The 303-nt window shown below is 35.6% G+C and carries 1 protein-coding gene; it reads left to right on the top strand.

Annotated elements, in window-relative coordinates; genetic code table 11:
• Positions 1-125 precede the first annotated feature (125 nt).
• Positions 126-303 (top strand): CRISPR-associated protein Cas5 (gene cas5 / locus ACZYR9_RS27700; protein WP_488981506.1); only part of this gene is annotated, 178 nt, incomplete at its 3' end.

The following is a 303-nucleotide window of genomic DNA, read 5'->3' on the forward strand; positions in this document are numbered from 1 at the left end:
TTACCTAAGTTTAATTGAAAAATTCTTAAAATGTGTTATGGAAATTGCGTTTACTAGGGTGCATGAATGGAATATTATTTAATTATATCAAATTATATCCATATTAAATTATAGTAGGTGAAATGATGAGGAACTCGATCGAGTTTGTCATACATGGTGCTTACGCGTTGTTCACGGATCCCTTAACTAAACTTGGTGGGGAAAAACTTTCCTATCAAGTGCCTACGTACCATGCTCTAAAGGGGATTGTTGAAAGCGTTTATTGGAAACCCACGATCATAATGATCGTCGATGCAGTACGGA

The sequence above is a fragment of the Paenibacillus sp. F024 genome, assembly GCF_057814255.1.